Annotated in this window: 20 protein-coding genes; 6 read left to right on the top strand and 14 right to left on the bottom strand. The window is 66.9% G+C overall.

Features of this window, described 5'->3' with window-relative positions:
- Window positions 1–49: 49 nt before the first annotated feature.
- Genes ACIGHN_RS21325 through ACIGHN_RS21290 form a run of 8 tightly spaced genes read right to left on the bottom strand, consistent with a single transcriptional unit; the run spans window position 50 to window position 8,452 of the window.
- A complete protein-coding gene (locus tag ACIGHN_RS21325) occupies window positions 50–1,144 on the bottom strand; it encodes an ABC transporter ATP-binding protein (protein ID WP_056412616.1) in 1,095 nt (364 codons plus the stop codon).
- Between the two features lie 16 nt (window positions 1,145–1,160).
- Window positions 1,161–1,928, bottom strand: coding sequence for a cytochrome b561 domain-containing protein (locus tag ACIGHN_RS21320; protein WP_396505902.1), 768 nt, complete (start codon window positions 1,926–1,928; stop codon window positions 1,161–1,163).
- Window positions 1,929–1,946: 18 nt separating this feature from the next.
- On the bottom strand, window positions 1,947–2,885 hold the full coding sequence (locus ACIGHN_RS21315) for a YncE family protein (protein ID WP_396505901.1): 939 nt from the start codon (window positions 2,883–2,885) through the stop codon (window positions 1,947–1,949).
- Window positions 2,882–3,826: an SMP-30/gluconolactonase/LRE family protein gene (locus ACIGHN_RS21310; protein WP_056412622.1), complete on the bottom strand. Its 945-nt coding sequence runs from the start codon at window positions 3,824–3,826 to the stop codon at window positions 2,882–2,884. The genes ACIGHN_RS21315 and ACIGHN_RS21310 overlap by 4 nt, the downstream gene beginning before the upstream one ends.
- Entirely contained in the window at window positions 3,823–5,271 is a 1,449-nt protein-coding gene (locus ACIGHN_RS21305; RefSeq protein WP_396505899.1) for an aldehyde dehydrogenase family protein, read from the bottom strand. The genes ACIGHN_RS21310 and ACIGHN_RS21305 overlap by 4 nt, the downstream gene beginning before the upstream one ends.
- Before the next feature lie 9 nt (window positions 5,272–5,280).
- Window positions 5,281–6,210 (bottom strand): dihydrodipicolinate synthase family protein, encoded by a 930-nt coding sequence (locus ACIGHN_RS21300; RefSeq protein ID WP_056412754.1) that lies wholly within the window; start codon window positions 6,208–6,210, stop codon window positions 5,281–5,283.
- 5 nt (window positions 6,211–6,215) lie between these two features.
- Window positions 6,216–7,388, bottom strand: coding sequence for an L-rhamnonate dehydratase (locus ACIGHN_RS21295; protein WP_396505898.1), 1,173 nt, complete (start codon window positions 7,386–7,388; stop codon window positions 6,216–6,218).
- A gap of 20 nt (window positions 7,389–7,408) precedes the next feature.
- Entirely contained in the window at window positions 7,409–8,452 is a 1,044-nt protein-coding gene (locus ACIGHN_RS21290) for a 4-hydroxythreonine-4-phosphate dehydrogenase PdxA (protein WP_396505896.1), read from the bottom strand.
- Between the two features lie 172 nt (window positions 8,453–8,624).
- Between ACIGHN_RS21290 and ACIGHN_RS21285 the strand changes: the two genes are divergently transcribed.
- Window positions 8,625–9,557 (top strand): LysR family transcriptional regulator, encoded by a 933-nt coding sequence (locus ACIGHN_RS21285; RefSeq protein ID WP_396505894.1) that lies wholly within the window; start codon window positions 8,625–8,627, stop codon window positions 9,555–9,557.
- On the opposite strand, the gene ACIGHN_RS21280 is transcribed toward ACIGHN_RS21285, so the two are convergent.
- Window positions 9,534–10,478, bottom strand: a complete 945-nt coding sequence (locus ACIGHN_RS21280; RefSeq protein ID WP_396505893.1) for a LysR family transcriptional regulator — start codon at window positions 10,476–10,478, stop codon at window positions 9,534–9,536. The genes ACIGHN_RS21285 and ACIGHN_RS21280 overlap by 24 nt on opposite strands.
- 93 nt (window positions 10,479–10,571) lie before the next feature.
- Here ACIGHN_RS21280 and ACIGHN_RS21275 point away from each other — a divergent pair, with 93 nt between their 5' ends.
- Window positions 10,572–11,426, top strand: coding sequence for an EamA family transporter (locus tag ACIGHN_RS21275; RefSeq protein WP_396505892.1), 855 nt, complete (start codon window positions 10,572–10,574; stop codon window positions 11,424–11,426).
- 27 nt (window positions 11,427–11,453) lie between these two features.
- Here ACIGHN_RS21275 and ACIGHN_RS21270 read toward each other — a convergent pair whose 3' ends face one another.
- Window positions 11,454–12,494 carry a LysR family transcriptional regulator gene (locus ACIGHN_RS21270; RefSeq protein ID WP_396505890.1) on the bottom strand — a complete coding sequence of 347 codons (1,041 nt, stop codon included), beginning with the start codon at window positions 12,492–12,494 and terminating at the stop codon, window positions 11,454–11,456.
- A 125-nt stretch (window positions 12,495–12,619) separates the two neighbouring features.
- Here ACIGHN_RS21270 and ACIGHN_RS21265 point away from each other — a divergent pair, with 125 nt between their 5' ends.
- Complete coding sequence (locus tag ACIGHN_RS21265; RefSeq protein ID WP_396505888.1) at window positions 12,620–13,708, top strand: tartrate dehydrogenase; 1,089 nt, start codon at window positions 12,620–12,622, stop codon at window positions 13,706–13,708.
- A 317-nt stretch (window positions 13,709–14,025) separates the two neighbouring features.
- Window positions 14,026–14,991 (top strand): Bug family tripartite tricarboxylate transporter substrate binding protein, encoded by a 966-nt coding sequence (locus ACIGHN_RS21260; RefSeq protein WP_396505989.1) that lies wholly within the window; start codon window positions 14,026–14,028, stop codon window positions 14,989–14,991.
- Between the two features lie 203 nt (window positions 14,992–15,194).
- Here the strand turns inward: ACIGHN_RS21260 and ACIGHN_RS21255 are convergent, their stop codons facing one another.
- Window positions 15,195–15,596, bottom strand: coding sequence for a hypothetical protein (locus tag ACIGHN_RS21255; protein WP_396505887.1), 402 nt, complete (start codon window positions 15,594–15,596; stop codon window positions 15,195–15,197).
- A 457-nt stretch (window positions 15,597–16,053) separates the two neighbouring features.
- Between ACIGHN_RS21255 and ACIGHN_RS21250 the strand changes: the two genes are divergently transcribed.
- Together ACIGHN_RS21250 and ACIGHN_RS21245 are read left to right on the top strand one after the other, a co-directional pair.
- Window positions 16,054–16,617, top strand: coding sequence for a hypothetical protein (locus ACIGHN_RS21250; RefSeq protein WP_396505885.1), 564 nt, complete (start codon window positions 16,054–16,056; stop codon window positions 16,615–16,617).
- A 17-nt stretch (window positions 16,618–16,634) separates the two neighbouring features.
- Window positions 16,635–17,210, top strand: coding sequence for a hypothetical protein (locus ACIGHN_RS21245; RefSeq protein WP_056412650.1), 576 nt, complete (start codon window positions 16,635–16,637; stop codon window positions 17,208–17,210).
- A 579-nt stretch (window positions 17,211–17,789) separates the two neighbouring features.
- Here the strand turns inward: ACIGHN_RS21245 and ACIGHN_RS21240 are convergent.
- From ACIGHN_RS21240 to ACIGHN_RS21230, 3 genes are all read right to left on the bottom strand, one after another.
- Window positions 17,790–18,455: a methionine ABC transporter permease gene (locus ACIGHN_RS21240; RefSeq protein ID WP_056168360.1), complete on the bottom strand. Its 666-nt coding sequence runs from the start codon at window positions 18,453–18,455 to the stop codon at window positions 17,790–17,792.
- A gap of 17 nt (window positions 18,456–18,472) precedes the next feature.
- Window positions 18,473–19,519, bottom strand: coding sequence for a methionine ABC transporter ATP-binding protein (locus ACIGHN_RS21235; RefSeq protein ID WP_396505883.1), 1,047 nt, complete (start codon window positions 19,517–19,519; stop codon window positions 18,473–18,475).
- 269 nt (window positions 19,520–19,788) lie between these two features.
- Window positions 19,789–21,867, bottom strand: a complete 2,079-nt coding sequence (locus ACIGHN_RS21230) for a PAS domain S-box protein (protein WP_396505881.1) — start codon at window positions 21,865–21,867, stop codon at window positions 19,789–19,791.
- Window positions 21,868–22,027 lie beyond the last annotated feature (160 nt).

Below are 22,027 nucleotides of genomic sequence, written 5' to 3'. Positions count from 1 at the left end.
CTCCTGGGGCATAAGGGGTGGTGCGCGTCGAGATGGGGTGAAAGCAGGTTCAAAGGTGCAGCGAGCGGCCGGATTCGGTGTCGAAGACATGCATGTCCGCGGTGTCGAAGCCCAGATCGATGCGCTGGTGCAACTGGCTCTGCGCATTGCCGGGCACCATCGCCGCCACGCGCTGCCCGGAGGGCGTGTTCATGTGGCCCACGACCTGGCTTTCGGTGCCCAGGTACTCCACGACATCCACCTGCAGGCTGAGCAGGCTGTTGTAGTCGCCCCGGGGCCGCAAGGCCTGGGGGCGCAAGCCCAGCGTGAGCGCCTGGTCGGGTCGCGGCTGCTTGGCCACCAGCCACTCGGGGGCCGCCCACGCGAACCCCTCCCCGCGCAGGATGCCCAGGCCCTGGTCCAGGGTGTAGCGCGCCTGAAAGAAATTCATGGTGGGCGTGCCGATGAAGCCCGCCACGAACAGGCTGGCGGGGCGCGTGAAAACCTCTGACGGTGTACCGACCTGCTGGATGCGCCCTTTGTCGAAGATCACGATGCGCGACGCCAGCGTCATCGCCTCCACCTGGTCGTGGGTGACGTACACCGTGGTCTTGGCCAGTCTTTCGTGCAGCAGGGCCAGTTCTGCGCGCATGTGGCCCCGCAGCTTGGCGTCCAGGTTGGACAGGGGCTCGTCGAACAGGAACACCTTGGGCTCCCGCACGATGGACCGGCCGATCGCCACACGCTGCCGCTGCCCGCCCGACAGCTCCTTGGGCTTGCGTTCGAGCAGATGCTCGATGTTGAGGATGCGTGCGGCTGCGTTGACCTTGTCGGCGATCTCGGCCTTGGACCGGCCCGAGAGCCGCAGTGCGAACGACATGTTCTCGGCCACGTTCATGTGCGGATACAGCGCGTAGTTCTGGAACACCATCGCGATGTCGCGGTCCATGGGGGCGGCGTGCGTCACGTCTCGGCCGCCGATCAGGATCTGCCCCTGCGTGACCTCCTCCAGCCCCGCGATCATCCGCAGCGTCGTGCTCTTGCCGCAGCCCGATTCACCGAGCAGCACGATGAACTCGCCCTCTTGAATGGACAAATCCATCTGCTGCACGACCGTCACATCGCCGAAGCGCTTGACGACATTGCGTAGTTCCAGTCCTGCCATGTGTTCTCCTGATTGCCTATCGTTGTTGGTGGGGCATGCGCGGCGGCGGGGGCGGCCCGAACTTCTGTTGCCACTGGTCGGCGGTGTAGCGTTTGACGCCCCAGCCCACGGGCGGCCGCTGGCTGGCCGGCGTGCCCGTGTCAGGGCCCCAGATGGCCTGGTAGGTGTCCATGCAGCGACCGCGGTGCTGCAGGACGGCGAACACTGCGCCCAGCACCAGCCACCACGCCACCAGCACGATCCACATCCACCGCGGGGCATCGACGGCAAAGAGGCCCAGCAAGATCGTGGCAACGGATGCCAGCAGTGCGATGTAGCCACCCGCCTTGTGGACATGCTCGAAGGTCACGCGCGTGGGCGTCATGTCGAAGTGGTCGCCGCGCATCTGCGCGCTGGTGGGCCCGCCTTTGGTGCCGCGCGCCCAGGCAGACGCTATCTGCACGATCACCAGGCCCAGCACGCCCCATCCCATGGCACCGTGCAGGGTCGCCACCGGGTGCGCCCCGCGGGCGTTGCCCCAGGCAAGCGCAACGCCCAGGAGCATCAACGCGAAGCCGGCGTACTGCAGCCCCCGGTGCGCGTGCCACCAGGCCTTGTTGTCGCGCACGGCAGGCCAGTTCTGGCCCGGCATGACCTTGAAGAAGCGCGCCACCAAAATGCCCAGGGGCAGCACGATGGCCCACGCCAGCACCATGACCCGCGCATGCCAGTAGGCCCAGCGGGCGATCTCGTGGTGCGTGGAGCCACTGATGGGCGTCAGCAGCCACTGCAGCAGTTCGTTCATGGCAAGCCTTCCGTGTTGCTATGCGTGCGAACGGCTGAGAACACGCGACACGTCGGGCTCGCGCTGCGTGGGCACGAAGCGCTCGAACTGCAGCGTCTCCATGTGGAAGTACCCGAGCAGATCGTTGTCCTGGCTGACGAAGGCGATGGGGCGTGTGGGGTGAAAGCTCAACGCGATCGCCCGGGCGTCCATCTGCACGTGGGCCATCTCCTGCAAGGTCGCAGGGTCCACGATGGACAGGCTGCGGGCCCCGTAGTTGGTGACCACCAGGCGGCCGTCGCGGTACAGGTACAAGCGCGTGGCATCGTCGCGCGACGGCGCCTGGTACTTGACCTGCATGGTGGCCGTGTCGATGGCGCACAGCGTGTTGCTCCAGCGGCATGTCACGTACAGGGTCTTCTCGTCCTCGCTCAGCGCATAGCCCTCGGGCTTCTCGCCGGGTGCGCAGGCGACGGGTGCCACCGTGGCGTCGTGCGGGCGGATCTTGGTCACGGTATGCGACAGCAGGTTCATCGCGTACGCCGTCTGGCCGTCGCGCGTCAGCGCGAACAGGTGGCTCTTGATGCCGCCGGTGCTGACCGCGCGGCGCGGCGCGGTGTCGGTGGCGGGGTGGTCCAGCACGACAAGCTGCGCGCGGTCTTCGCTCAGTGCGTACAGCCGGTCCTGTGCGTCCATCTGCATGCCGTGCAGCCGGTTGAAGGGCGCGATGTCGATGGTCCGGGCCAACTCGCGGCGGGCGATGTCCACCTGAAAGATCTGCGTGCCGCCGAAACCCAGGTGGCCCGACGTCTCGACACCGTAGTGGCCGATGTACGCGTACCGCTCCTGCGAGTCGATCACGAACTCGTGGGGAAAGTCTGGCAACTGGATGCTGGCCAGGCGCTCACCGGTGTCGATGTCGTAGTAGCTCAGGCAGTGGCTGCATTTTTCCACCAGCAAAAGGATGTTGTCGGTCATGGTCGGATGGCTCCGCGGGTATTGAGGACGATGCTGTAGAGCGATGTGCTGGCGGCAATGAACAGCGTGTCGCCGCGCACGCCCCCGAAGGTGAGGTTGCCGACCTTTTCAGGCACCAGGATCTTTCCCAGCAGCGTTCCGTCGGGGTGGTACACCTGCACGCTGTCCAGGCTGCTGGTGTAGATCCAGCCGCAGTGGTCGACGCGAAATCCGTCCGGCAGGCCGGGGGATATCTCGGCGAAGACGCGCGGGTTCTGGAGCGTGTGGCCCTTCACATCGAACACCACGATGTGGTGGTGGCCCGTGCCGTCGGCGCTCAGGGCTGCCGAGGTGTCGCTGACATACAGCAACTGCTCGTCCGGCGAGAACGCCAGGCCATTGGGCTCCTGCACGAAGTCGGATGCCGCGTGCAGCGTTCCCGCAGCGGGGTCATAGCAAAACACATGGTTGTGCGGCTGCTCGCGCCGCGCCTGGTGGCCTTCGCGGTCACTCAAAATGCCGTACGGCGGGTCGGTGAACCAGATGCAGCCATTGCTCTGCACCACGACATCGTTGGGGGAGTTCAGGCGCTTGCCCTGGAACTCGCGCACCAGCACCTCGTCGATGGTGTCGGCGCGGATCACGCCCTGTACCTGCGGGGTGCGGACAATGGCGCGCAGGCCGTGCGAGCAATGGAGCAGGTTGCCTTCGCGGTCCAGCGCATGTCCGTTCGTGAACTCGACCTGCTCGCGCCACACCGACATGCCGGACGCGGCGCTCCAGCGCAGGATACGGTTGTTGGGGATGTCGCTCCACAGCACGGATTGGTCCTGCGACAGCCAGATGGGCCCCTCGCTCCAGATGGCGCCCGTGCACAGCCGGCGCAGCGACGCGCCCGCAAACACCGGCGCCACGCGCGTGTCCAGGATTTGCAAGGAAGAAGTGGTGTCGTTCGCGGTCATGCGTGGATGTAGGTCGTCTTCACGGTGGTGAAAAATTCCTGGGCGTGCGAGCCCTGCTCGCGGGGGCCGTAGCTGCTGGCCTTGCGCCCGCCAAAGGGCACGTGGTAGTCCACGCCGGCGGTGGGCAGGTTCACCATCACCATGCCCGCCTGCGCGTGGCGTTTGAAATGCATGACGTGCTTGAGGCTCGCCGTGGCGATCCCGGCCGACAGGCCGAACGGGGTGTCGTTGGCCACCTGCAGGGCCTCTTCGTAGTCCTTCACGCGGATGACGCTGGCCACCGGGCCGAAGATCTCCTCGCGGTTGACGCGCATCGACGGCAGGCTGTCCACGAACAAGGTGGGCGCCATGAAGTAGCCCTTCTTCCCGCTGCCCGTGTGGCAGGCGACCGGATGACCGCCCACCGCCAGCGCCGCGCCTTCGGAGCGGCCGATATCGACGTACTCCAGGTCTTGCTCCAGCTGGCTCTGGCTGACCACCGGGCCCATGTCGGTGCCGATGGCGCGGGCGTCGCCGACCTTGATCTTCTGCACCCGCGCCTGCAGTGCGGCAATGAACGCGGGATAGATCCTGTCGGTCACGATGAGGCGGCTGGAGGCCGTGCAGCGCTGGCCCGTCGAGTAGAAGGCGCTTTGCGCACAGAGTTCGACGGCCTGGCCCAGGTCTGCGTCGTCCAGCACCACCTGGGGGTTCTTTCCGCCCATCTCCACCTGGATCTTCTTGCCCAGTTGCGCGCACACGGCGGAGATGCCGCGGCCCACGCCCACAGAGCCGGTGAAGCTGATGGCAGCGACGTCGGGGTGGCGCGTCAGGGCCTCGCCGACCAGGCGGCCCTGGCCCATGACCAGGTTGAACACACCGGCCGGAATGCCGCTGCGCAGGATGATGTCCGCGAGCGCCCAGGCGCAGCCGGGCGCCAGTTCGGCAGGCTTCAAGACCACGCAGTTGCCGAAGGCCAGCGCGGGCGCGATCTTCCACGCCGGAATGGCCATGGGAAAGTTCCAGGGCGTGATCAGGCCCACCACGCCCACCGGCTCGCGGGACACCTCCACGCCCACGCCAGGACGGACCGACGGGAGCATTTCTCCCGCCAGGCGCAGGCATTCGCCCGCGAAGAACTTGAAGATGTGGCCCGCGCGCGTGACCTCGCCAATGGCTTCGGGCAGCGTCTTGCCCTCTTCACGCGCAAGCAGGTTGCCCAGTGCCTCCTTGCGGGCATGGATCTCGGCCGCGATCTTTTCCAGCGCATCGTGCCGGGCCTGGACGCCCGACGTGCTCCATGCCGGGAATGCGGTTTTCGCCGCGAACACGGCAGCGTTCACGTCGCCGGTATCCCCCTGGGCGTATTCGCCGATCACGTCCGCCAGGTCGCTGGGATTCGTATTGGCCGCATAGGCAGCCGCGGGCGAGCGCTCGCCGTGGATGAAATTGTCGTAACGAAGCATGCAGTTCTTTCAGCGGGCCCAGCGCAAAACCAGGGGATCCAGGCGCCGCGCGATGTCCAGCAGTTGTGCGCGTACCTGGGGGTGCAGGGGTGGCCAGGGGTGGCGGGGGGCATCGCACGCGATCACGCCGCCCTCTTTCATCAAGGCCTTGGCGGCCAGGAAGCCGGCCTGGCGGTTCTCGTGGTTGATGAGCGGCAGCCAGCGCTGGTAGTGCGCAAACGCCGCGTCCTTGTCTCCGGCGCGGTGCGCCTGCAGGATGGGCCGGATACCGTCGGCAAAGCCCGCGCCCGTCATGGCACCGGTGGCGCCAGCCTCCAGGTCGGCCAGCAGGGTGATGGCCTCTTCCCCGTCCCAGGGGCCTTCGATGGCCTCGCCGCCCAAGGCGATCAGCTCGCGCAGTTTGTTGGCGGCACCGGCGGTTTCCATCTTGAAGTAGCAGACCTGCTCGATGTCCTGCGCCATGCGCGCGAGAAACGCGGGCGACAGCGGCGTGCCGGCCGCCGGCGCGTCCTGCACCATGATGGGAATGCCGATGGCGTCGGACACCTGGGCGTAGAACGCGTGGATCTGCGACTCGCTGAACCGGAAGGTGGCGCCGTGGTACGGCGGCATCACCATCACCATGGCGGCGCCCATGTCCTGCGCGCGGCGGCTGCGTGCGGCGCAGATCGCGGTGCCGGTGTGGGTGGTGGTGACGATGACCGGCACGCGGCCTGCCACATGCTCAAGCACGGTGCGCGTGAGGATCTCCCGCTCTTCATCCGAGATCAGGAACTGCTCTGAGAAGTTGGCGAGGATGCACAGGCCGTCCACGCCGGAGTCGATCATGAAGTCCACGCAGCGTTTCTGGCTCGCAAGGTCCAGGCTGCCGTCTTCATGGAAGGTGGTCGGCGCCACAGGGAAGATGCCGCGCAAGCGCGGGCTGGAGAGTCCGGGCATGCTGCTCACTCGGTGATGTCGAACTGGTCCAGGTAGTCCGTCTTGAGCGTCAGGCCCAGGCCCGGCACGTCGTCCTTGAGCTGGATGAAGCCGTTTTCCGCGATGGGCTCTCCGTCGAAGATGTACCAGAACAGCTCGTTGCCCACCTCGACGTCGAAGATGGGGAAGTACTCGGCCATGGGCGACGCCAGCGTGCTCATGGTCAGGTGGTAGTTGTGCATCTGCCCGGCGTGCGGGATGACAGGCACGCTGTAGGCCTCGCACAGCGCGTTGATCTTGTGGGCCGCAGTGATGCCGCCTACACGGTTGGTGTCGTACTGCACGACGCTCACCGCCTTCTTGTCCAGCAGTTGCTTGAACCCGTAGAGGCTGAACTCGTGCTCTCCGCCCGAGATCGGGATGCTGGTGAGCTGGTTGAGCTCGGCATAGCCGTCGATGTCGTCCGCGATGACGGGCTCCTCCAGCCAGCGGGGCTCGAACTTTTCGAGTTTGGGCAGGATGCGCTTGGCGTACTCGACGTTCCAGCCCATGTAGCACTCGAGCATGAGATCGTTGTCATAACCGATCACCTCGCGCACGGCCTCGACGGACTTGAGGTTCTCCCTTACGCCCTGCTGCAGGTGCGCCGGGCCGTAGCCGAAACGCATCTTGAACGCCGTGAAGCCCTGGTCCAGGAACTTCTGCGCTTCCTGCTGCATGTCTTCGAGGTGGGTGCGGTACAGCTTGGAGTAGTAGCAGGGGATCTTCTCCTTCGTGCGCCCGCCCAGCAGCTTGAACACGGGCTTGTTGACGCTCTTGCCCAGGATGTCCCAGATGGCCAGGTCCACGGCCGAGATCGCGGCCATGGTGACGCCCTTGCGGCCCCAGGCATGCGTGGCCCGGTACATGCGCTGCCAAAGGTATTCGTAGTCCCAGGGATCCTGGCCCACCACCAGCGGCGCAAGGTACTGGTCGATGATGGCTTTGGCGATGCTGGGCGCCAGGGCCACATTGCCCAGACCCACGATGCCGTCGTCGGTTTCGATCTCGACCACCGTCCACGCATGGAAACGGAAGGTGCTCATGGTCTCCTGCGGCGCGTAGAGCAGGTCCATCGCGTTGGAGCAGAAGTTGCCTTGCGGCGGCACGGTCTTGCCCTTCCATTGGAAAACGCGGGCGCGGACGGATTTGATTTTCATGGTGCGCGGTGTCCTGGTGGTCAGTGGTTGGAGGTGGCCTGGTCGCGGGCCTGCGACGCGCTGTGCCCCATGCGGGCGGCGATCTGAAACGCGTTGCGCGTGGCATTGACATCGGCCATGCCCTGGCCGGCAATGTCGAAAGCGGTGCCGTGCGCCGGGGTGGTGATGGGCACCGGCAGCCCGCCTTGCACCGTCACGCCCTTGCTGAATCCCATGAGCTTGATGGCGATCTGGCCCTGGTCGTGGTACATGGTCACGATCGCCTGGTAGAGGCCGTCGCGGGCCTTGAGGAAGATGGTGTCCGCCGGGAACGGGCCCTCCACCGGAAAGCCGCTGTCCCTGAGCTGCCGCACCGCGGGGGCGATGATGTCGATCTCTTCCCGCCCGCACATGCCGCCGTCGCCGCCATGCGGGTTGAACGCAGCCACCGCCACCCTGGGCTCGGGGTGGCCGCTGGCCTGCAGCGATTGGTAGATGAGCCGGGCGGCGCTGACAATGCGCTCCTGGCTCAGCATGCGGGCCGCATCCTTGAGCGGGATGTGCGAGGACACGCGCGACGTCCACAGGTCACCCAGGGTGTTGAATTCGCAGAAGTAGCCCTGCACGCCGAGGTACTCGGCGAAGTGGTGCAGCTCGTCTTCATGCGCCAGGCCGCCCAGCTTCATGGCGTGCTTGTTCAGGGGGGCGAAACAGATGGCATCCACCTCGCCCGCCTGCGCTCCATCCATGCACCGGTCCAGCACCTGCAGCACCGAGGCGCCGCAGTCGGCGCTGGCCTGGCCGAGCTGCACTTGCTCCGGCTTGATCGTGGCGACGCTCAGGAAAGCGGGGCGACTGCTGTCTGCGCGGCTTCGCACATCGGACAGGCCAGCGATTGCCTGCGTGGCGACGTTCACCCCCGCGACGCGCTGCCCCTCGATCCACACCCAGTGGTCCCCCACCACGACGATGTTGGCCTGCTCTGTGACGCCGGGTGTGGCCAGCAGTTTGGCGATCAGTTCGGGGCCTATGCCTGCAGGGTCTCCGAGGGTGATGGCAACGACGGGCTTGGTGGACTTCATCATGTACGGCATGTACGCAGGGGTTACAAAAAGCTTCAGTCAGCGGATGGGGGGCGAATATAAGAACAAATACTATTAACGTATATTGAAAAGTTGCACTCGACAGATAACCCATGGCTATCATTTATGATTTATATGTACTATTTGGTACATACAAACTTTTGTGCTGTCAGACATGCCTGAAACCACCCAGCTTCTGGTCTCCCAGATCCTTAACCGCCTGCGCATGCGCCAGGTGGCATTGCTGCTGAGCTTTGCGGACCACGGCACGCTGCGCCGTGCGGCCGCAGAGCTGGGCATGAGCCAGCCGGCGGCCACCAAGATGATTCAGGAACTGGAGTCGGCGCTGGGGCAGCGGCTCTTCGAGCGCGATGGCCGCGGCCAGAAGATGACGCAGGCCGGCGAGAAGGTGCTGGGCTTCTTCCAGGGCATGCGCGGCTCGCTGGAGTCGATGGTGCGCGAGCTCGACGAGCTGCAGCTGGGCAGCTCCGGGCGGGTGTCGGTCGGCTGCATCATGGCCCCGCTGCCTACGCTGCTTAACCAGGCCATCATCGCGCTCAACAAGACCTACCCGCTGATCACGATCCACGTGACGCTGGACACCAGCGACCGGCTGGTGGAGATGCTCAAGGACGGCTCCATCGACATCGCCGTGGGCCGGGTGGCGCCCGAGCACCGCGCCGACTTCATCTTTCAGCCCCTGGAAAACGAAACGCTGTCGGTGGTGGTGGGCGTGGACCACCCGCTGTCCACCAAGAAGCATGTTCCGTTCGACAGCCTGCTCGAATACTCCTGGATCCTGCAGCCCTCCGGCAGCCCCATGCGGGACGTGCTGGAGCAGGAGTTCCGCGCCATCCATGCTCCATTGCCGCGCGGGCTGGTGGAGACCGCATCCATCCTGACCACCATGCGCCTGATCGCGGACACCACGATGATTGCGGTGATTCCCCTGTCGATCGCCGACATCTACGCGCGGCACAATCTGCTGTGCATCCTGCCCTGCCACATCAAGCACAAGATGGGCGCCTTCGGCTCCATCATCCGCAAGGACAGACCGCTGCCGGAGGCGGCGCGCTACTTTCTGTCAGAGCTGCACAACACGGTGTGAGGGCGGCGGCGGTGCCGCCACGTTGGCAAACGTGTCCAGCGCGCGCCACACCGCCAGGATGGCCGGGTCCTGCGCGTCGGCGGACCGGCGGGCGAGCCCCAGTTCGCGCAGCAAGGGCGGGTGCAGCGGGCGCACCTGCAGCCCCGCGCCGTCCGGCTCGCCATGCTGTCCCGCCACGCCCGGCTGCTCCAGCGGCAGCACGGCCACGCCATGACCAGCCACCACCAGGCTGCGCAGCGCCAGCGGGTGGTTCAACTCCATGCGGGGCCGCGGGTTCAGGCCGGCCTGGGCGAACCAGCCGGCCGTGAGACGGTACATCTGCGTGGCCGGGCCGAACGACATCCAGCGCTGATCCGCCAGCCACTGGGGCGTGACCTGCGGCGGCGCGGGCCACGCCGCAGGAACCAGCGCCACCATGGGGTCGCTGCGCCAGGCGTCCACCTGCACCCCGCTGCCCGACGCCTGCGGCAGGGCCACGATGGCCAGGTCGAGCGTGCCTGCCACCAGGCGGGCCATGGACTCGGCAGAACTGAGCACATCCAGCTTCACGTCCACCCCGGGGCTCTGCTGGGCCAGCCACTGCATCAGCGGCGGCAGCAGGCCCGCGCTCACGCCGGCCGTGGTGGCCAGGCGCACCACGCCCTGCAGCCCCTGCGCACGCCGGTGCACCTGCTCCACCGCCTCGTCCGCAGCGGCCAGCAGCCGGCGCCCCGCGTCGACCATCACCTGGCCCGCGGCAGTCAGGCTGGCCTGCCGCCGGCCGCGCACCACCAACGTGGCCCCCAGGCGCGACTCCAGCTCACTGATGTGCAGGCTCACGGTGGGGGGCGCCAGGTGCAGGGCCTGGGCCGCCGCGGCCAGCGTTTTCAGGTCGGCGATCGCTATCAGCGTCTGCACTTGGTCGAGGTTGAGGTTTCGCATCAGAAATCCTGAATTCAATCATCATTGAACTCAACTTTACAGAAGTCTGCTTCAAAAAGATCATCACGCATCCAAACAAAATGCTGCGCCCCCATGCTCACCAACGACATTTTCTTCGTCGTGCTGCTGTCCGCGGCACTCAATGCCGGGTGGAACAGCGCCATCAAGGTGGGCGGCGACCGGATCACCGCCATGGCGATCACCACGCTGATGGGCAGCGGGTTGTCGCTGCTGGCGCTGCCGTGGGTGGACCTGCCGGCGTCGGCCAGTTGGGCGCTGCTGGCCCTGTCGATCGCGGTGCACACGGCCTACCACTTCGCCCTGCCCGTGGCCTACAACCACGGGGACATGGGGCAGGTGTACCCCATCGCCCGGGGCTCCGCGCCGCTGATGGTGATGCTGGGCGCCGCAGTGTTTGCGGGCGAATGGCCCGGCATGGGCGCGGTGTGGGGCGTGACGTGCCTGTGCACAGGCGTGCTGTCGCTAGCGCTCATCCGCAGCGGCACGGGGAGCGGCCGCGCCCAGCGCAAGGCCGTGGGCTATGCACTGCTGACGGGGGTGCTGATCGCCGCCTACACGGTGATCGACGCCATGGGTGCGCGCCAGGCGGGTTCGGCCATCGGCTTTGCAGTCATCCTCACGCTAGGCGACGGCATTGCCACGGCGCTCATCGTGCTGCTGTGGAAGGGGCCCCGCACCTTCTGCGTGGACCGCGCCATGCTCTGGCGCTGTAGCGCCGCGGGCACCATGCAGATGGGGGCGTATTGGATTGCGGTGTGGGCGCTGGCAAGGGCCCCCATGGGCGCGGTGTCGGCCCTGCGCGAGACCAGCGTGCTGCTAGTGGCGCTGATCTCCACCTGGCTGCTCAAGGAGCGCATGGGCCCGGCGCGCATCATGTCGGCCGTGCTGGTGTGCGCAGGGCTGCTCATGGTGCGGCTGTCGTCCTGAGCCACCAGCTACAGGCCCGCTGCGGCCTCACGGACTGCTGGCCGGGCGCTTTGCCGCCGCATCCCTGGCGCCCGGTTTCGTACCAGCCCTGGCCGCTTTCTTCGCACCAGGCCCGGGCCCTGCGCCGTCTCCCACGTCCACCCCCGCCAGCGTGCCCGACTTCGCCAACGCCTCAGCCAGAAACTTCACGAAGGTCTGCACCCGCGTCGAGAACTGGTGGCGCTGGGGGTACACCGCGTACACGTCGGCCGCAGGCGTCTGGTAGTGCGGCAGCACGGGCTCCAGCAGGCCCTGCGCCAGGTGCCTGTTCACGTCCCACTCGGCACGCATCACGATGCCGTGCCCCTGCAAAGCCCACAGCACGGCGATCTCGCCGTCGTTCGTGGTCAGGTTGCCCGTGATCTTGATGGACTCGGTGTGGGCCTTGCTGCCCCGCCCGGTGGTCAGCCGCCACAGGCCGTAGGCCTCGTCGCCCTGGCGGATGCCGATGCACTGGTGGGCCATCAGGTCCCGCGGCACGCGGGGTCGGCCGTGGCGCTCCAAGTAGGCGGGGGCGGCGCACAGCAGGCGCCGGTTGGGTGCGATGCGCCGGGCGATCACGCGGCCGTCGGGTGGCTCGCCGAACCGCACGCACACGTCGTAGGCGTCGTCGGTGATGGGTGGCGGGTGCACCGACAGCTGCAACTGCACATCCACCTCGGGGTACAGCCGCACGAAGTCGGAGATGGCCGGCGCGATGTGCATGCGCCCGAAGCCCAGCGTGGCGTTCACGCGCAGCAGGCCCTTGGGGCTGGCGCGGGACTGCACGATGAGCTCATCCAGCGCGTCGATCTCGCGCAGGATGCGGCGGGCGTGCTCCAGCAGCAGTTCGCCCTCGGGCGTGAGGCTCATGCGGCGCGTGGACCGGTTCACCAGCACCACGCCCAGGCGCCGCTCCATCTGCGCCAGGTGCTTGCTGACAGCGGCGGTGGAGACGCCCATCTCGCGCCCGGCGGCACTCAGGCTGGGGCTGGCCGCCAGGGTGGAGAAAAAGCCCAGCTCTGCGGGCTGGATGGTGCTGGAACTCATCGGCTAAATCTTCAACCCAGGGTTAACGATGGATTCACTTTATCGCCGTTCCTGCGCCGCGTCCAGGCCTACAGTCCGCTCCATCCCTTCAGCCACCCACCGCGTTTGTTCAACGCCCTACCACCATGACCACCTACGCAATAGCCACCATTCCCGGAGACGGCATCGGCAAGGAAGTGATTCCCGCCGGCCAGCGCGTGCTCGAAGCACTGTCCACCCAGCACCCCGGCCTGCAGTTCGAGTTCGAAAACTTCGGCTGGGGCGGCGACTGGTACCGCGCCCATGGCGTGATGATGCCGGCCGATGGGCTCGATGCCCTGCGCGGCAAGGACGCCATCCTGTTCGGCTCGGCCGGCGACCCGGACATCCCCGACCACATCACGCTGTGGGGACTGCGCCTGAAAATCTGCCAAGGGTTCGACCAGTACGCCAACGTGCGGCCCACGCGCATCCTGCCGGGCATCGACGCACCGCTCAAGCGCTGCGCCCCCAAGGACCTGGACTGGGTCATCGTGCGCGAAAACTCCGAAGGCGAATACTCCGGCGTGGGCGGCCGCGTGCACCAGGGCCACCCGATCGAGGCCGCCACCGACGTCTCCATCATGACCCGGGTGGGCGTGGAGCGCATACTGCGCCACGCGTTTCGACTGGCGCAGTCCCGCCCCCGCAAGCTGCTCACCGTCATCACCAAGAGCAACGCCCAGCGCCATGCGATGGTGATGTGGGACGAGATCGCCGCGCAGGTCAGCCAGGAGTTCCCCGACGTGAAGTGGGACAAGGAACTGGTGGACGCCGCCACGGCCCGCATGGTCAACCGCCCCGCCACGCTGGACACCATCGTCGCCACCAACCTGCATGCCGACATCCTCTCGGACCTGGCCGCCGCGCTGGCCGGCAGCCTGGGCATCGCGCCCACCGGCAACATCGACCCGGAGCGCCGCTACCCGAGCATGTTCGAGCCCATCCACGGCTCGGCCTTCGACATCATGGGCAAGGGCCTGGCCAACCCCATCGGCACTTTCTGGTCGGTGGTGATGCTGCTGGAGCACCTGGGCGAGACCGAGGCCGCCCGGCAGGTGATGCAGGCCATCGAGCAGGTCACCGCCAACCCGGCCCTGCACACCCGCGACCTGGGCGGCTCGGCCACCACGGCGCAGGTGACTGACGCGGTCTGCGACCTGCTGGCGCGGGCACCGCTGCAGCGCGCGGCCTGAGGCGCGGCACGCCGTAGAGCCCCTGGCAAGGCGACCGTGGGTCACCACCCGCCAGGGGCCACGTCGTTGCAGGCGGAACGTTCATCAGAGGCCAGCCGCACTCGCGCAGACATGGCCAGCGAAGCCATGCGCGCCCCACAGGTCCCCACCACAGGCCCCCACCACAGGCCCTGGTACGGCCCGGGTACAGGCCCAGCACAGCCACAACAAACACAACGGAGACAACCATGAACCCCATCGCCCTTCCCCGTTCCACCACCACGCACCGGCAAGCCCGGGCTGCACAGCCGCACGCCCTGCCCTCACGCCGCAGCCTCATGGCTGGCGTCGCCATCGCGGCAGCCGTCTGGTGCTTGTCGGGCACCCAGGCCAGGGCGCAAACGCCAGCGTGGCCGACCAAGCCCGTCACGCTCGTCGTGCCGTTTGCCGCAGGCGGCACCACCGATGTGCTGGCGCGCGCACTGGGCGAAAGGCTGGGCGCGGCCCTGGGCCAGCCGGTGATCGTGGAAAACCGCGGCGGCGCGGGCGCCACCATCGGCGCCGACTACGTGGCCAAGGCCGCGCCCGACGGCCACACGCTGCTGATGGGCGCGGTGCACCACACCATCGCCACCAGCGTGTACAAGAAGCTCGGCTACGACTTTCAAAAGAGCTTTGCGCCCATCACCACCGTGGCCCTGGTGCCCAACGTGCTCGCCGTGGCCGCCACCACGCCCGCCAAGGATGTGAAGGAACTGGTGGCCTTGATCAAGGCCGCGCCTGACAAGTTCTCGTACGGCTCCAACGGTGCTGGTACCGCGCAACATTTGATCGGCACGCAGTTCGCCGCCGCCATCGGCCAGCCGCTGCTGCACGTGCCCTACAAGGGCAGCGGCCCGCTGACCACCGACCTGCTGGGTGGCCAGGTGTCGATGTCGTTCGACACGGTGACCCCCGTGCTGCCCCACATCAAGGCCGGCAAGCTGCGCGCGCTGGCAGTGACCACGGCCAGGCGGTCTTCGTCGCTGCCCGATGTGCCCACGCTGGCGGAAAGCGGCTTTCCGGGGTTTGACATCGGCACCTGGTTCGGCGTGCTGGCCCCCGCCCGCACACCGCCCGAGGTGGTGGAGCGGCTCAACGCCGAGATGGTCAAGGTGATCCAGTCGGCCGACTTCAAAAAGCGCATGCAGGACATCGGCGCCGAGCCCATCGGCAACACCCCGGCGCAAATGGCGCAGCAGATCGCGAGCGACACCGCGCGCTTTGGCAGGCTGGTGACGGAACACAAGATATCGACGGACTGATGCGCTGAGGCCTGGGGGCGCCCGTTGGCGGGTGCCAGGGCGGCAACCATGCACTGCGCCAACCCGCTCCGCCGTGCCGTGCCGTGCCGTGCAGTGCTGCACGCTCGTAGCGAGAGGTCGCGCGGCGCGAAACGGTTTCGGCGAGGCTGCTTGCGGCCCCCAACAGATGCGCCTGCCGCTGCATAGCGCGGCAACTTAGCGGTTCAGCGATTCAACGCACGCAGCAGTCCAGCGTGCTCCACCGCCAGGTCGGGCGACTGGTCGAAGTGGTGAAGGTACCGCGCACCAAACTCTCCAGGCTGATCCCGGCCGAGCCGCAGCAGGTCGCGCACCCGCTGAGCGACCACCGTGGGGGCGACGCTGTCAATGCCCTTGCCTTGCGCATCCAGCGCCTCGTCCAGCATCACGATCAACCGGCTCAACGGCTCCAGCCACCGCATGGACTCGTCGTACGCCATGAGCTGCAGAAACTGCCCCGCAGACTGCTGGCCGTGTTGCTTCTCATAGTCGCGCCGCTCCAGTTCCACCAGGGTGCGGTGCAAGCCCAGCAGGGCTGTGCGCAACTGGGCGCATTCGTCGGACGGGGCGTGGTTGGGGGTGGTCATGGGCTGGCGATCAGGAGTCGAGGGATGGGCGATGGTAGTGGCTCGGAAACGGTCTGGGAGAGAAGCAGCAGCCCTTCTGCCTAAAAATGCCTCTACCGCCCTCGGCGAAAGCGCCACCAGCTATAAAAACCATAGCGAACGTGCCGGGACCAGAGTTGGGCCTGCCCCCACCTGTCAGTCCCAACGGCGTCTTCAAATAGCCAAGTGTTGCTGCCCGGCCCAAAACCGGCTTTCAGCATTTTTTGCGCACGGCCCTCCCCTAGAATCGCCCCGCGAGTTTCGGCAGGTCAGCTGTCACTCGCAAGCAAGTAAGCAAGCAAGAGGGGGGCAGGAACGGGCCGTGCCCGCCGTCGGCGGAGACTGGCACGCACTCCTGCCTGGATTTTCAATTTCAACATCAAGACATATGAAAAATAGAAACCGTTCGTGGTTATCCAGAGGCGCAAGTGCTCTGTTCATGGCGGCTGCCGTCTTCCTGACGGGTTGCGCATCCGTCTACGTCGATACCGCCACCAAGGAAGTTGCGGATGCGGACATCAGGCGCCCAGCCACCGCGATACCCGCCACGCTGGTCTTCGACTACCAGAACAGCGGCACGCCCAACACGCGGGCCACGCAACTTTTGAAGGACCAGGTCACCGCCCAGGTGAAGAAAACAGGCATCTTCGAGATCGCCGCTGGCGAAGCCACAGGCAAAACAGCCTTGCTGACCATCACCATCAACAACGTGCCCATCACCAAGGATGCGGCGCAGCAAGGCTTTGTGACGGGCCTCACATTCGGCCTGGCAGGCAGCGCGGTCACAGACGGCTTTGTCTGCACCGTGACCTACGTGCCCGCCGACGGAAGCTCCACACTGGTCAGCACAGCGCGGCACGCCGTTCACACCACGATCGGCAATGCCTCGGCGCCGGCCAATGCCGTCAAGTCCGCCAGCATCGAAGAAGGCCTGCGCACCATGACCCGGCAGATCGTAGCCAACGCATTGCGCGACCTGTCCACCAACCCGCAGCTCAAGTAACAGCCCAAGGCACCACCATGAAAACCACACTCATCAAGCTCTTCGCTCTGGCATCCGTCGTCCTGTTCACAGGGTGCGCCCAACTCACCATGGGCGCTCCGCAACCCACCGCCGAAAACACCGCCAACCTGCGCCGCGCAGACCTGGCTGAAACGCGTGTGGGCTCGTTCACGCTGGACGCGGCCAAGCCTGCGACCATCGACAAGGGCCACTCGATGCGCGGTGTCAACACCTTGCAAGCCCCCACCAACAGCTCCTTCGCCGAGTACGTTCGCGAAAGCCTGAGGGTGGAGCTGGCAGCCGCCGGACTGCTCAACCCCCAAGCCGCCGCCGTCATCTCCGGCGTGCTGCTGGACACCCAGCTGGAGCCCGACATCGGCACCGGCAAGGGCTTGATCAAGGTGCGCTTCACCGTCATGCGGGGCACCGAAAAGCGCTACGAGAAGGACCTGACCGCCAAGGCTGAATGGGAATCCTCCTTCGTCGGCGCCATCGCCATTCCTGCGGCAGCGCAGAACTACGAAGGCCTGTACCGCAAACTCGTCGGCCAGCTGATCGCCGACCCGGATTTCCGCAAGGCACTGGCCAAGTAACCAGCGCGCGGTGGCGCCAACGACCGCCACCGCCCCCCACTGAAAAGGCCTTCTCTGCCACAAGCGGAGAAGGCCTTTTCTGTTGGCAAGGCAGAGCGTCGGACGGTCGGGCACGTGGCCCGGACACCCACCGCGGCGAGGCCCCGTTACTGCGCCGGCATGTGCCGGGCCAGAAACCGCAGCACCGTGCCTCATACGCAGCGGGCCCGAACGCTGCAGGTCCACATGCCCGGCCCCTTCCACGCGCCACAGCTCCTTGGGTTCAGAAACCGCGCGCGGGCCAGCATCTGCGTTCTGTCTGCCCGCACGCCGTGCAGCAGCTGCACGGCCCCCTTGCCGGGCCGTCCTGTGGCCAGCCACCCCGCCACGGCCTGCCCGGCGGATGTGTGGGCCAGAAACGCCCGCACCGGAAAATCGTGCGGGGCGAGGCCGATCTTCCGATGAGCAGGATGACTGAGTAACTCGCCCACAGCCACAGCTGCCAGGGCGAAAGTCGCCACCCCTGCGATACAGGCGAAGACAAGGCGTCGGACCCGCATGCCTGGGATGCCTACAAGGTGGCTGGCACCGGCCCCACCCTCACCGGTGGCTCAGCCTGCGCACCGCCCAATCGCCCAGGCTCTGCACCGCCTGCACGAAGAAGATCAGCACCAGCACCACGGCCAGCATGATCTCGGGCAAGAAGCGCTGGTAGCCGTAGCGGATGCCCAGGTCGCCCAGGCCGCCGCCGCCGATGGCGCCGGCCATGGCGGAGTAGCCCGTCAGGCTCACGAAGGTGATGGTCAGGCCGGCGACGATGCCGGGCAGTGCCTCGGGCAGCAGCACCTTCCAGACGATCTGGCTGGTGGTGGCGCCCATGGCCTGGGCGGCTTCGACCAGGCCGTGGTCGACCTCGCGCAAGGCCGCTTCGACTAGGCGCGCCACGAACGGCGCGGCGGCGATGGTCAGCGGCACCACGGCAGCGGCCGTGCCGATGGACGAACCGGTGATGAAGCGGGTGAACGGGATGATGGCCACCAGCAAGATGATGAATGGCGTGGACCGCACGGCATTGACCAGCCAGCCCACGAGCTTGTTGGTGGGGCCGTTTTCCAGCACGCCGCCGTGGTCCGTCAGCCGCAGGAATACGCCCAGCGGCACGCCGATGAGGCCGCCGACGATGCCGGAGATGCCGACCATGATGAGCGTCTCCCACAGCGAAGACGCGAACAGGTCGAGCATGGCGGGGGTGAAGTTGTTGAACATGGTTGTTTCCTCTGCTTTCAGCCTGCCACAGCGACTTCTTCGACCTCGACACCACACGCGCGCAGGTGCGCCACGGCGCCGGACAGGCGCTCGGCCTCGCCGCTGGCGTACACGGCCAGCGAGCCGAAGGTCTCGTCCTGGATCTCGTCCACCTGGCCGTGCAGGATGCTCATGTCCACGCCGAACTCGCGGATCAGCTGCGACAGGATGGGCTGGTAGGCGCTGTCACCCGCGTACGACAGGCGCAGCAGCCGGCCGGTGCGCCCGGCGCCCAGCTGGCTGGCGAGCTTGCGCACGTGGCCGAGCACGCTCGCGGGCAGCTCTTGCGGCAGGATCTCGTCGATCAGGCTCTTGGTGATGGGCTGCTGCGGGCGGGTGAAGACCTCCAGCACGCGGCCCTGCTCCACGATGCGGCCGGCCTCGATCACGGCCACGCGGTCGGCCACCTGCTTGATGACCTGCATCTGGTGGGTGATGAGCACCACCGTGAGGCCCAGTTCGCGGTTGACCTGGCGCAGCAGGTCGAGGATGGACCGCGTGGTCTCCGGGTCCAGCGCGGACGTGGCTTCGTCGCTCAGCAGCACCTTGGGCCGGCTGGCCAGCGCGCGCGCAATGCCCACGCGCTGCTTCTGCCCGCCGCTGATCTGCGCGGGGTAGCGGTCTGCCAGGGCCGACAGGCCCACCAGCTCCAGCAGTGGGTTCACGCGCTCGCGGATGGCCGCCTTGTCCATGCCGGCCAGCTCCAGCGGCAGCGCGGCGTTGTCGAACACGGTGCGCGACGACAGCAAATTGAAGTGCTGGAACACCATGCCGATGTCCCGGCGCGCTTCGCGCAGTTGCGCATCGTTCAGCTGGGTCAGGTCGCGGCCGTCCACGATGACCTGGCCGGTGGTCGGGCGGTTGAGCAGGTTGATGACGCGCACCAGCGAGCTTTTGCCGGCGCCGCTCTTGCCGATGATGCCGAACACTTCGCCGGACGTGATGTGCAGGTCGATGCCCTTCAAGGCCTCGACCGGGCCTTGTGAGCCCTGGTAGGTTTGGGTGATGCCCCGTAAGTCGATCATGAAAACGCCAGAGCGCCGCACAGGCTGTTGTCAACCCGCTGCGGCGCCCATGTCAGTGAAAAAAGGGATGCAGGAAATGTATCGGCGAAGCCTCATATCTCAAACGATCAAAAAATCGATTGGTTAGACCTGCTGCTTATATAGTGAGTGGTAAGGAACCCATCATGCTATCCAATCAATAGCACCTACCGCTGACCAGACGCGCGACAGCGGCCATTTTTACCCCACTACCCCTGCTTGCCGCCTTGGCGCGGTAGCGGGCAACGCCCCTACTTTGGCGCCTGTTCGCTGGACCCCATCACCGCCAGCACCTTGGTCACGAGCGCCTGGGCATCAAACGGCTTGACCAGCAGTTCCATCTGCGCTCCCAGGAACTGCGGATTCATCGCGGCCTGCTCGGCGTAGCCGGTCATGAGAATGACCTTGATGGCCGGCAGCTTCTCGCGCGCGTAGTCGGCCACCTGTCGGCCGTTGGGCCCGGGCAGCCCCACGTCAGACAGCAGCAAATCGAAGTGCACGGCACCCGACAGCAAGGCCATGGCCGCGCTGCCCGATGCGGCCTCCATCACGTAAAAGCCGTTGTCGCGCAGCAGCTCCACGGCCAGTGCGCGCACGGTGTCGTCGTCTTCCACCACCAGGGCCGAGTCCGGGCGGCGCGGGCTGGTGAGCGGGGTGGGCGGCTCTGCACGCTCGGCCGCCACTTCGTCGCGGGACCGGCAAAAGTACAGCGACACGCGCGTGCCCTGCCCCACGGTGCTCTCCAGCACCGCCATGCCGCCGGACTGCCGCATGAAGCCGTAGATCATCGACAGCCCCAGACCCGTGCCCTGCCCCAGCGGCTTGGTCGTGAAGAACGGGTCGAACGCGCGGGCCATCACATCGGCCGGCATGCCGGTGCCGGTGTCGCTCACCGCCACGCGCACGTAGTCGCCAGCGTCCAGCCCCGGCACCGACGGCTCGCCCGAATCGCCCGAAACGCCCAGGTGCACGTTGTCGGCTGCAATGCGCAGGGTGCCGCGGTCGGGCATGGCGTCGCGGGCATTAATGCACAGGTTCAGCACCGCGTTGTCGAACTGGTGAACGTCGGTGTACGCCGTCCACAGGTCCGGCTGCAGCGACATCTGCAGCGTGATGTTCTCGCCGCAGGTGCTGCGCACGATGGTCTCCAGGCTGCTCAGCGACGCGCCCAGGTCCACCGCCCGTGAGTCGAGCGGCTGGCGGCGCGAGAACGCCAGCAGCCGCTGCGTGAGCGCCGCTGCGCGCTTGGCGGCGGCCAGGCCGGCGTCGATGTACTTGCCCGCCTCTTCCTCGCGGCCCTGGGCAATGCGCTGGCGGATGATCTGCAGCGGCAGGACGATGCCCTGCAGCATGTTGTTCAGGTCGTGCGCGATGCCGCCCGTGAGCTGCCCCAGCGCCTCCATCTTCTGGCTCTGGCGCAGTTGTTCTTCGGCGCTGCGCAGGGCCTCGGCCTGGGCGCGCTCCTCGGTCACGTCGCGGCCCACGGCCTGCACGAAGCCATCGGCCGGCGCGGCGGTCCACGCCACCCAGCGGTCCGTGCCGTCACGGTGGCGGTAGCGCAGCGTGCCCTGGCGCTTGGGCGCGCCCTTTTGCAGCGAATGGAGCTCGCGCACCAGCGTGGGCTCGTCCTCCGGATGCGCAAAGGCCTGCACGGGCCGGCCCACGGTTTCTTGCTCCGTCCAGCCCAGCACCGAGGTCCAGGCCGGGTTCACCGCCACGATGTGGCCGTCGAAGCGCGTCACCATCAGCAGCGCGTCCGAGCCCAGCCACAGCCGGTTGCGGTCGGCCGTGCGTTCGGCCACCTGCTGCTCCAGCGACGCAGCGGCCTCGCGCAGGCGCCGCTCTGCCGCCACCTTGCCGGTGGTTTCGATCACGGTGTCCATCATGGCGACCACGGCGCCGTTGTCGTCGCGCACCGGGCTGTAGCAGAAGGTGAAGTACGCCTCTTCGCTGTAGCCGTGGCGGTTGATGGTGAGCGGAAAGTCCTCCACAAACGTGGACTCTCCCTGGAACGCCTTGTCCACGATGGGGGCGATCACGTCCCACACCTCGCTCCACACCTCCTGCACCGGGCGACCCAGCGCGTCGGGCTTGTCGCCCAGGATGGTGCGGAATGCATCGTTGTAGAAGCAGTAGCGGTGCTCGCCCCACATCAGGCACTTGGGAAAGTCCGACGCCAGCACCATTTCGACCGCAAACAGCAAGGCACGCGGCCAGCCTTGCACCGGGCCGAGCGGATGGCCCGACCAGTCATGGCGCCGGATCTGAGCGCTCATCACGCCCGAGGCGCGCGGGAAGCCAACGGGTGCAGGCAAAAGGGAATCGGTCATGGCAAAAAGATGGCGGCCCGGTGTCTGACTCTTGGTGGGGTATCCATGGTGGTACGGGGGGCGTGCGGGCTGCGTTCAGGGGCGCCGCAGGCACGCCGCGTCGGGCGGGCAACCCGCCGCACGCAGCCTCTTGGGAGTCTACAAGCGAAACCGCTCCGGG

The organism is Acidovorax sp. NPDC077693 (assembly GCF_044542805.1).
In the GTDB taxonomy this organism is placed as follows: Bacteria; Pseudomonadota; Gammaproteobacteria; order Burkholderiales; family Burkholderiaceae_C; genus Acidovorax.
Note: the sequence above shows the minus strand (reverse complement) of the source record. Positions and strands in the feature narration are given on the sequence as shown.

Excerpts from the sequence above, each read along its gene's own strand:
- ACIGHN_RS21290 (WP_396505896.1), bottom strand. The coding sequence starts at position 8,452 with ATGATGAAGTCCACCAAGCCCGTCGTTGCCATCACCCTCGGAGACCCT.
- ACIGHN_RS21265 (WP_396505888.1), top strand. The coding sequence starts at position 12,620 with ATGACCACCTACGCAATAGCCACCATTCCCGGAGACGGCATCGGCAAG.
- ACIGHN_RS21235 (WP_396505883.1), bottom strand. The coding sequence starts at position 19,519 with ATGATCGACTTACGGGGCATCACCCAAACCTACCAGGGCTCACAAGGC.
- ACIGHN_RS21270 (WP_396505890.1), bottom strand. The coding sequence starts at position 12,494 with ATGAGTTCCAGCACCATCCAGCCCGCAGAGCTGGGCTTTTTCTCCACC.
- ACIGHN_RS21250 (WP_396505885.1), top strand. The coding sequence starts at position 16,054 with ATGGCGGCTGCCGTCTTCCTGACGGGTTGCGCATCCGTCTACGTCGAT.
- ACIGHN_RS21305 (WP_396505899.1), bottom strand. The coding sequence starts at position 5,271 with ATGCTTCGTTACGACAATTTCATCCACGGCGAGCGCTCGCCCGCGGCT.
- ACIGHN_RS21255 (WP_396505887.1), bottom strand. The coding sequence starts at position 15,596 with ATGACCACCCCCAACCACGCCCCGTCCGACGAATGCGCCCAGTTGCGC.
- ACIGHN_RS21310 (WP_056412622.1), bottom strand. The coding sequence starts at position 3,826 with ATGACCGCGAACGACACCACTTCTTCCTTGCAAATCCTGGACACGCGC.
- ACIGHN_RS21300 (WP_056412754.1), bottom strand. The coding sequence starts at position 6,210 with ATGCCCGGACTCTCCAGCCCGCGCTTGCGCGGCATCTTCCCTGTGGCG.
- ACIGHN_RS21285 (WP_396505894.1), top strand. The coding sequence starts at position 8,625 with ATGCCTGAAACCACCCAGCTTCTGGTCTCCCAGATCCTTAACCGCCTG.
- ACIGHN_RS21315 (WP_396505901.1), bottom strand. The coding sequence starts at position 2,885 with ATGACCGACAACATCCTTTTGCTGGTGGAAAAATGCAGCCACTGCCTG.
- ACIGHN_RS21325 (WP_056412616.1), bottom strand. The coding sequence starts at position 1,144 with ATGGCAGGACTGGAACTACGCAATGTCGTCAAGCGCTTCGGCGATGTG.
- ACIGHN_RS21320 (WP_396505902.1), bottom strand. The coding sequence starts at position 1,928 with ATGAACGAACTGCTGCAGTGGCTGCTGACGCCCATCAGTGGCTCCACG.
- ACIGHN_RS21295 (WP_396505898.1), bottom strand. The coding sequence starts at position 7,388 with ATGAAAATCAAATCCGTCCGCGCCCGCGTTTTCCAATGGAAGGGCAAG.
- ACIGHN_RS21280 (WP_396505893.1), bottom strand. The coding sequence starts at position 10,478 with ATGCGAAACCTCAACCTCGACCAAGTGCAGACGCTGATAGCGATCGCC.
- ACIGHN_RS21230 (WP_396505881.1), bottom strand. The coding sequence starts at position 21,867 with ATGACCGATTCCCTTTTGCCTGCACCCGTTGGCTTCCCGCGCGCCTCG.
- ACIGHN_RS21260 (WP_396505989.1), top strand. The coding sequence starts at position 14,026 with ATGGCTGGCGTCGCCATCGCGGCAGCCGTCTGGTGCTTGTCGGGCACC.
- ACIGHN_RS21245 (WP_056412650.1), top strand. The coding sequence starts at position 16,635 with ATGAAAACCACACTCATCAAGCTCTTCGCTCTGGCATCCGTCGTCCTG.
- ACIGHN_RS21240 (WP_056168360.1), bottom strand. The coding sequence starts at position 18,455 with ATGTTCAACAACTTCACCCCCGCCATGCTCGACCTGTTCGCGTCTTCG.
- ACIGHN_RS21275 (WP_396505892.1), top strand. The coding sequence starts at position 10,572 with ATGCTCACCAACGACATTTTCTTCGTCGTGCTGCTGTCCGCGGCACTC.